General features: G+C 37.9%; 8 protein-coding genes and 1 pseudogene. 7 read left to right on the forward strand and 2 right to left on the reverse strand.

Translation table 11 applies throughout. From position 1 onward, the window contains the following. The 5 genes and pseudogenes from KPC_RS20795 to KPC_RS15260 all read left to right on the forward strand — a co-directional run. Positions 1-722, forward strand: a pseudogene (locus KPC_RS20795) (hypothetical protein); the annotation flags it as partial. A gap of 120 nt (positions 723-842) precedes the next feature. After that, positions 843-1,325 (forward strand): urease accessory protein UreE, encoded by a 483-nt coding sequence (gene ureE, locus KPC_RS15245; protein WP_121975216.1) that lies wholly within the window; start codon positions 843-845, stop codon positions 1,323-1,325. Next, a complete protein-coding gene (locus KPC_RS15250) occupies positions 1,312-1,977 on the forward strand; it encodes an urease accessory protein UreF (protein ID WP_121975217.1) in 666 nt (221 codons plus the stop codon). The genes ureE and KPC_RS15250 overlap by 14 nt, the downstream gene beginning before the upstream one ends. A gap of 106 nt (positions 1,978-2,083) precedes the next feature. After that, positions 2,084-2,698, forward strand: a complete 615-nt coding sequence (gene ureG, locus KPC_RS15255; RefSeq protein ID WP_121975218.1) for an urease accessory protein UreG — start codon at positions 2,084-2,086, stop codon at positions 2,696-2,698. A gap of 9 nt (positions 2,699-2,707) precedes the next feature. Then, positions 2,708-3,280 (forward strand): HupE/UreJ family protein, encoded by a 573-nt coding sequence (locus KPC_RS15260; RefSeq protein ID WP_121975219.1) that lies wholly within the window; start codon positions 2,708-2,710, stop codon positions 3,278-3,280. 464 nt (positions 3,281-3,744) lie between these two features. Here KPC_RS15260 and KPC_RS15265 read toward each other — a convergent pair whose 3' ends face one another. Continuing rightward, positions 3,745-5,352, reverse strand: a complete 1,608-nt coding sequence (locus tag KPC_RS15265) for a purine-cytosine permease family protein (protein WP_121975220.1) — start codon at positions 5,350-5,352, stop codon at positions 3,745-3,747. Between the two features lie 306 nt (positions 5,353-5,658). Beyond that, the gene (locus tag KPC_RS15270) at positions 5,659-7,572 is read right to left on the reverse strand and encodes an ATP-binding cassette domain-containing protein (RefSeq protein ID WP_121975221.1); all 1,914 of its coding nucleotides are present in this window, start codon (positions 7,570-7,572) and stop codon (positions 5,659-5,661) included. 34 nt (positions 7,573-7,606) lie between these two features. On the opposite strand from KPC_RS15270, the gene KPC_RS15275 reads away from it, so the two are divergent. Together KPC_RS15275 and mumR are read left to right on the forward strand one after the other, a co-directional pair. Beyond that, positions 7,607-7,852 (forward strand): SlyX family protein, encoded by a 246-nt coding sequence (locus tag KPC_RS15275; protein WP_121975222.1) that lies wholly within the window; start codon positions 7,607-7,609, stop codon positions 7,850-7,852. Positions 7,853-7,927: 75 nt separating this feature from the next. Beyond that, entirely contained in the window at positions 7,928-8,839 is a 912-nt protein-coding gene (gene mumR / locus KPC_RS15280; RefSeq protein ID WP_121975223.1) for a LysR family transcriptional regulator MumR, read from the forward strand. Positions 8,840-8,905 lie beyond the last annotated feature (66 nt).

The raw sequence follows: 8,905 nt of genomic DNA on the forward strand, positions 1-8,905 counted from the left end.
GGTTTTTAGTAACCAATAAATTGTTTTATATGAATAATTTGTTTTATTATGGAGTAAATGTATTACCATACGAGATATTAAAAGTTGAGTATCATAAATCTCCATTAAAAAAAGTAAGCTTAATTGAAGCGAATATCTCAAAATGTATTCAAGATATTGAAATGTGGGAAGCTTCTTTTCAAGAGAAAATAGATGCTGTTAAAAGATTAGAAATTAAACTGGAACAATCTAAAAGCCAGTATGATTTTGTTTTATTAAATGAAGGTTTTAAAAATTTATACGATCAGAAGAAAAATGAGTTAGAAAATAAAAACTTTTTTCATCTTTTTTTTATAGCTATAATTACTTTATTACCAATAATAAATTTATTAACTGGTAGTTTGTTTGTTTCTACTCAGAAAATTAATTTAATGAGTATATTACTCTTAGAATTTCCAATATTAACTTTACTCTTTATTTTAATTTATTTTTTTAGAATTAATTTAAAGGAACGTAGTTCAATACAATCCCAGATGATGCAACTAGAACTGCGAATGGCACTTTGTCAATTTATCCATAATTATGCTGAAGATTCGGAAGAAATGCATAAGAAGAATAAGGATGGATTTACAAAATTTGAAAATATTATTTTTTCTCCAATCGTTTCTTCAGATGACAAAATACCAAGCACATTTGATGGCATGGATCAACTTGCTAAACTCATCGAAGTGATAAAAAAATAATGAGTGTGATTTGATTTTATTAACGTAACGAATTTCATTGTTCTGGCATGAAAAATGCTTATTTTTGAAGCATTTTTAAATAGATTGAGCAGCATTGCATCAAAAAGAAACAGGATAAAGATGAAAATATTTACTCAAAGACTTGAGCAAGTTGATGATGGAGCAGTATTTGAAACGGTACAGTTAACTTTTGATACTCGCCAAAAAAGTCGCTTTCGGGCAACTTTACAAAATGGAAACGATATTGGTGCAGATTTACCGCGTACAGGTATTTTAAGAAGTGGTTCATACATTGCAACTGAACAAGGCGAAATATTAAGAGTTGATGCAAAACCAGAACGCTTGATGCAGGTGACAGCCAATACACCATTTGAATTACTCAAAGCAGCCTATCATTTAGGTAATCGTCATGTTCCACTTATGCTTACCCCAACAGCTTTATATTTTGAACCAGACCATGTACTTGCAGAAATGGTGACCGGACTAGGTTTAAAAATTTCAGAAATAGACCATCCTTTTGAACCAGAAAGTGGGGCGTACGCACAACATAACCATGATCACAGGCTTAGCCCAATCAAGGCTTTACATCATGTCCATCACTAATGCCACACAATTGCTCAAACTGCTTACCCTGTCATCGACAGCTCTGCCAGTAGGAGCATATTGTTATTCACAGGGTGTGGAAAGTGCCATTGTTAAAGGCATGATTTACGATGAACCCAGTAGTATTTGCTATTTTGAAGAAGTGCTGGAAATGCTCTTGGTTCGTTTTGAATTACCAGTACTAAAACGTTTGATGCAGCATACATCATCTGAACAGGACTTTTTGTATTGGGCAGATTTATATCGTGCCAGTCGCGAAAGTAAAGAACTATTGGCTGAATCTGCGCAGTTGGCATTTTCATTGAATGCATGGATTCGAGATGTTTTAAAAATATCTGTAAATGTCAAAAAACAGTATGGCTTTGTTCCAGTCTATGCAGAACTTTGTGCAAGACTGGGTTTAAGTGAAAATGATGTTTTAACAGCATATACATTTACTGTTCTGGAAAATCAGGTTTTGGCTGCAGTTAAAACAGTACCACTCGGGCAGATGAGTGGACAGCGAATTTTATGGCATTTGCATGGATTGATTCCTGATGCCATTGAAAAAGCACTGAAATTACAAGATGATGAGATCAGTAGTAGTCTACCTCAATACGCAATGCTGAGCATGCAACATGAAACCCAGTATTCCAGATTATTTCGATCTTAAGTTCTTACACGTTTTTTCAATGTGACAAGAGTCATGTTAAGACCAATTATTGTTTCTCACTAAAAATGAAACATATCCAGTTATTAAGATTAAGAAGGAAAAAATCATGTCAGAACGTAGCCCATTACGTGTCGGGATTGGCGGACCTGTTGGATCTGGTAAAACAGCACTTACACTGAATCTATGTCGGGCACTTCGCGATAGATACAACATGGCAGTTGTTACCAATGATATTTATACGAAAGAAGATTCAAATTTTTTAACCCGAAATGAAGCAATGTCACCAGATCGAATTGTCGGTGTGGAAACTGGTGGTTGTCCACATACTGCCATTCGTGAGGATGCTTCCATCAATCTGGCTGCGATTGATGATTTATGTGAAAAGTTTGAAGGTTTGGAACTGATCATCATTGAAAGTGGTGGTGATAATCTGGCGGCTACGTTCAGTCCTGAACTATCTGATCTGACCTTATACGTTATAGATGTTGCTGGGGGGGAAAAAATTCCGCGTAAAGGTGGTCCAGGTATTACTAAATCGGATCTATTAATTATTAATAAAACTGATTTGGCACCTATGGTTGGTGCAAGCTTGGAGGTGATGGATCAGGATGCCAAACGCATGCGTGGTGATAAACCATTTATCTTTTCAAACATGAAAACTGAAGATGGTTTGACAGAAATTATTTCATTTATTGAAAAACAAGGTCTATTTAAAGCCTAAGGAATTGTAATGCAAAAAATCATTCAAACAATAATATTTGCATGTCTGGCTTTTATGCCAGCATGGGTATTTGCTCACCCAGGACATGATCATAGCCATGTGGGTTTTGAAGCTGGTTTTCTTCATCCGTTTACAGGGCTTGATCACATGATGATGGCGCTTGCACTAGGTGTATTGTTTTATTCGGCAGTCAAACAATGGAAGCTTGTTGGCGTTTTAGTCATGTCAATCGCACTGGTTTCAGGTTTTGCGATAGGGGTTGAACATCTGATTCCTGAAAATTTTGCTGAATATGGTATAGGGTTATCCTTACTTGCCGTTGCTGTTGCACTCTGGTCAAAATCTAAAGTCATCTTACCGGTTGCAACGGCTCTATTAGTGACTTTTCACGGTGTTGCACATGGTGCTGAATTAGGTCAGTCTGGCCATCTTATTGGGCTAGTAGCCGGGATGGTGACAGCTATGGTAATGATTTATATTGTAGGTCTGGGATTTGGTAAATTTATAGTTGATCATATTCCTTATGGTAAAAAAATCGTGGGTGCATTGGCTGCATTTATTGCTCTGGTTGGTTTGGCTTAAATATTTTAAGTTTAAAAAAGACCAAATCCCACATTCAAAAATGTGGGATTTTTATTTGGAAAGCGATACCAAATAAACATGATTATTAATTTTATTTTTCACTTAATATTTTGTATTTATTAAATTATTTTTAAAAAGCAATAGAGATTACTAAACTCTATTTATGTATTAATGATTCTTTGCATTTTCACTAAGGTTTACTACATAACATTCATGATGTTTTCATTACTTTCATGCATTCTATCAACATCAGGACAAATCAACTTGTTTTGAAATATTGCCTATAAAGTTATTGCCTATTTATTAGCCAGGTATTGGGTTTAATATTACTTTTGGGCGAATCGAAATTTAAGTTTTACAGCCATGACTCTCTCCAGACCATGGCTTTTTTTATCTTATTGAATATGTAAAAAAGCCCCTAATAGCAGGAGCTTGTAAATTTGCGCTGATTTATTTTAGAGTTTTTATTTTTCCATCGTTTTACACAGTGAGCAAATTACACCATTATGCCTATGAGAATACATGATGTCGGGGCGCTCATAATCCTGGTCACATGATACACAATGGTAAACTGTTGCCACAGGTGTACCTTCAACATCATAACGAGGCTCTTTAATCCCGTCATGTTCTGATTTGATATAGTATTCCCCTTTGGTTAGTAGTCCCATGATAGGGGTAAGGACAAACGCAACAACTAACGCGATCAATGGTGAATATGATGCAAGGAAATCACCCAGCAAGCCGAAGAATGCAGCGATAGAAAGTCCAGCAGCAGCAAGGAAAGATACCATACCAACAGGGTTGATGTTATATAGCATGTCGCGACGATACTCAGGCTCTTTGGGAGAAAGTTTGAGTAAGTACTTATTGATCGAGATGTCTGTTGCGACAACAACAACCCAGGCAATGGCAAAATTCGAATAGAAACCTAGAATTTTACCAAGAACAGCAAACATATTACCTTCCATCAATGCTAAGGCAATCAGTAAGTTGACAATCACAAAAACGATACGTCCTGGGTAATGTTTGCTCATGCGGGTATAAGCACTCGTCCATGCCAGAGAGCCAGAATAGGCATTGGTCACATTGATTTTTATCTGAGAAATTACGACTAAAATAACGGCTAGGGTTAATGCCAACCAACCAGGAAGCATGTCATGGAATGCAGCATTAAACTGTTGTACTGGTTCGGTCGCATTCACACCAGGGATTTTGGTGAGTAAGTAAAAACCCAAGAATGCTCCGATAATCTGTTTAATTGCGCCTAAAATGACCCATCCTGGACCTGCTGAAATGACTGCAGCCCACCAGGATTTACTATTTTCTTTTGTTTTGGCAGGCATAAAACGCAGATAGTCAATTTGTTCACCAATCTGCATGATAAGCGATAGACATACCCCTGCACCCAGCATAATAGCTGCCATATCCATAGGGGCATAGCCACTAGCCCCTGTATAGGTAGCAAATTGTCCTACCAGATTGGGTTCTTTATGGATGAGGTAGGCAACTGGACCAATCATTAGAATTAACCAGATCGGTGTAGTCCAGACTTGTAATTTACTTAAGGCTTTCATGCCATAAATCACAAGGGGAATGACCATGATCGTAGAAATAAGATAGCCCGCCCACAGAGGGATACCTAAGCCTAAAAGTAACCCTTGTGCCATGATCGAGCCTTCAAGGGCAAAGAAAATAAAAGTAAAACTTGCAAAAATAATACTGGTAAGTACTGAGCCAAAATATCCAAAACCTGCACCACGAGTGATCAGGTCCAGGTCAATATTGTAACGTGCTGCATAATAAGCCAGAGGAATTCCAGTCAGGAAAATAATAATGGCTGCGAATAAAATCGAGAAAATGGCATTGGTGGTACCATAAGTCATGCCAATACTTGCCCCGATTGAAAAGTCAGCGAGATATGCGATTCCACCTAATGCTGTAATAGCAACGACTTTGGGACTCCAGCGTCTAAAACTGTGCGGTGCATAGCGTAAAGTGTAGTCTTCCAGGGTTTCATTTGCGGCAGACGAGGGCTTGTCTTCAAAGGCATCTGTGGTAGATGGGTTATGCATTACAAATACTCCTGCTTTTTAATTTTGTATTTTGAGAGAATTTTGCAAAAACGATGCCATAAGGATTTATAGAAGTTGTTATTCAAATTAATTAAATAATTTTTATTGATTTATTTTTATAGTTTAATAGTGTAAAGACTAAAAGCAGAGACCATTAAAATAGTCAGTGGCAGGATCAAAAATAAAATTACGCAATATTTTGGTGCCTTAGTTCTGATCAAATATAAATAAATCAAGAAATGGTAAGAATTTCTGAAAATAAAAAAACTCCGTAAATAGTACGGAGTTTTTTATTTACTAAGGAGATTAACTACCTTTGCTCATCTCTTCAAGTTTATCCCAACGCTCTAGTTTTTCTAACAATAAATCTTCGATTTCTGCTAAACGTTGTGATGCTTTTGTTGCTGCATCGGCATCCGTGACAAACCATGAGCCATCTGCCAACTTCTCTGAAAGTTCAAATTGTTCGGTTTCTAAAGTTTCTATTTCAGCAGGAAGTTGTTCAAGTTCACGTTGATCTTTATAGCTGAGTTTTACTTTTTTAACAGGAGTGGCTGTATTTTTTGCTGCTTCAGCCTCTGCTTTGGCAATGGCTTTTTTTACATCACTCTTTTGGTCAACAACAGTCTGGTCTGGGCGTTGTTGAAGATAATCCTGATAACCACCAATGTATTCATCAATATTGCCTTTACCATCAAATACCCATGTCGATGTCACGACATTGTCCATAAATGCACGGTCATGGCTAATCAGGAGTAATGTCCCTTTGTATTCTGCCAACATTTCTTCTAATAGCTCTAAAGTAACCATATCCAGATCATTGGTTGGTTCATCCATGACGATCAGGTTAGATGGCTTAAGCAATAGTTTTGCAAGCAAGACACGATTTCTCTCACCCCCAGAAAGTGCCTTGACTGGTGTGCGGGCACGCTCAGGAGAAAATAAAAAATCTTGTAGGTAGCTGTAGATATGTCGACGTTGTCCGTGTACATCGACAAAATCAGAACCTTCTGAAACATTATCGGATACTGATTTTTCCAGCTCCAACTGGTTTCTCAGCTGATCAAAGTACGCAATTTCAAGTTGTGTCCCGACCTTGACTGAGCCACCATGTTCCACATCACCCAATATGGCTTTAATGAGTGTTGTTTTACCTACACCATTGTCTCCAACCAGACCAATACGATCACCACGAAGCACAATCGCAGAAAAATCTTTAATCAGTGGATTCCCGTCATATTCAACACGTAGATGTTCAATATCGAAGACCAGTTTGCCAGAACGAGAGGCTTCCTGAACCCCCATGTTGACTTTGCCTTGCTGGAAACGGCGTGCTTTGGACTCTTCGCGTAAAGCTTTTAAGGCACGAACACGACCTTCATTACGCGTACGGCGGGCTTTAATCCCTTGACGAATCCAGGCTTCTTCTTCTGCCAGTTTTTTGTCAAACAGGGCATTTTGTTTTTCTTCAGCTTCGAGTTGCTGTGCTTTGAGTTCTAAATAACGGGTATAGTTTCCTTCATAACTACGTAAAATGCCTCGATCCAGTTCAACAATACGTGTTGCAACGCTATCGACAAAAGCACGGTCATGCGAAATAAAAAGCAGGGTCAGATTATTTTGATCAAGCAAAAATTTTTCTAACCACTCAATACTTTCGACATCCAGATGGTTAGTTGGTTCATCAAGTAACAACACATCTGGTTGAGTAAGAAGTGCACGTGCCAAAAGCACCCGGCGTTTACGCCCGCCTGATAGTTCAGCCAGATCTGCCTGTGGATCTAGGCCCATTTTACTCAGAATGGAGTTTACTTTGGTTTCGAGTGCCCATCCATCAAGCTGATCCAGTTTATGCTGTAATAACCCCATTCTGTCACAAGCTTGCATATCACCAAGTACACACGCATCACTTGCTTCGTGGTATTCTTTTAAAACTTTTGCTGCTTCTCCTGCACCATCAGCAACAATATCGGCAACTTTTCCGCTATCCATTGGCACATCTTGCGCTAACATAGATACGGTTAAGCCATTTTGAATTGAGACTTCGCCCTGATCAGGGAGTAGGCTTCCTTCAATAAGTTTGAGCAGGGTAGATTTACCTTCACCATTACGGCCGATCAAACACACTCGTTCGCCACGTTCTAGGTTAAAGTTCGCGCCATCGAGTAGGGCAGGTCCACCAAATGCAAGCTGGACATCCCTTAAAGTAATATAGGCCATAATGTTTCCTGAAATCCCAAATGAGGAGAGTTAAATGACTAAACAAAAAAATCTAAATGATCAGGCGTCATTTTCCGCACCCATTGAAGATTTGCAAGTGCGAATTGCATTTTTAGACGATTTAGTTGATCAACTGAATGAGCAAGTGGCCCGTCAAAATGTGGAAATTGCTGATTTAAAAAAACAAATGCAGATTTTGTATCAGCGTGTCGAATCTGCTGATTTGTCAGAAGGTGTTGCAGCATTTGATCCACAGTCCAATGTGCCACCACATTATTGATATGGTTTTCGCACATTATATTTGGCAAAGGAATTGCTTTGGCTATTGATTAAAATTTATTGATAGTATTTGATGATGAACTTAAAAAATCTAGAAGCATTTTATTGGGTAGTGACTTTAAATAGTTTTAATAAAGCCGCGACAAAATTACAGACAACTCAACCTGCAATTTCTCAAAAAATTACAGCGATTGAAAATGATCTAGGCTTTAAAGTTCTGGATAGAAGCTCCCGTCAGATTAAAGCAACGCATAAAGGTATGACCTTATTTAAGTATGCAGAAAAGTTTATGCGACTAGAAACGGATTTGGTCGCAGAACTGACGGAAAATCAGTATTTAACGGGTACCATACGTTTAGGTGTATCTGAAACAATAGTATATACATGGCTTGTTGAATACATGGAAAAGGTTCAGCAGGAATTTCCGAAAGTTTCAGTAGAAATCGTGGTGAGTTTGACACCTGATCTGCAAGAAGGTGTACGCACTGGTGATCTGGACATGGCGTTCTTGTTAGGACCAACATTACCATTTGAATGTATTGAAAGAGCATTGTGCGATTTTGAGCTCAGCTTTTTGGCAGCGCCGTCGTTTAAGGGCGGGATTGGTCAAATGTCTTTTAAGGCATTGATGTCACATACTATTTTGACTTATCCACGTATGACTTATCCCTATAAAGAGCTTAAAGCCAGAATGAAAGAACAAAATATTGATGAACCACTTTCAATCACCAGTTATTCTTTAGCAACATTATTACGGCTGGCTGAACAAGGATTGGGAATTGCTGTCGTACCAAAACTAACGGCTTTAAAAGAAATTCTCGATGGTCGACTGGAAATTCTGAATACACCGATTCAGCTTAAGTCATTTCATTTTACTGCTATATACACTCAAGGCAACAATGCTGCTTTAAAAGAAAAACTCACAGAGCTTGCTGTGAAGACATCAGAAAAAGCTATGAAACAATTAAATGAAAAATTGAATAATTAGGTGATTTATTAGTTTATCTCTCAATTAATTAGAAAATACTTTTAATGAACCGACTATAACCAGAAC

The organism is Acinetobacter stercoris (genome assembly GCF_900323515.1).
Classification (GTDB): Bacteria; Pseudomonadota; Gammaproteobacteria; order Pseudomonadales; family Moraxellaceae; genus Acinetobacter; species Acinetobacter stercoris.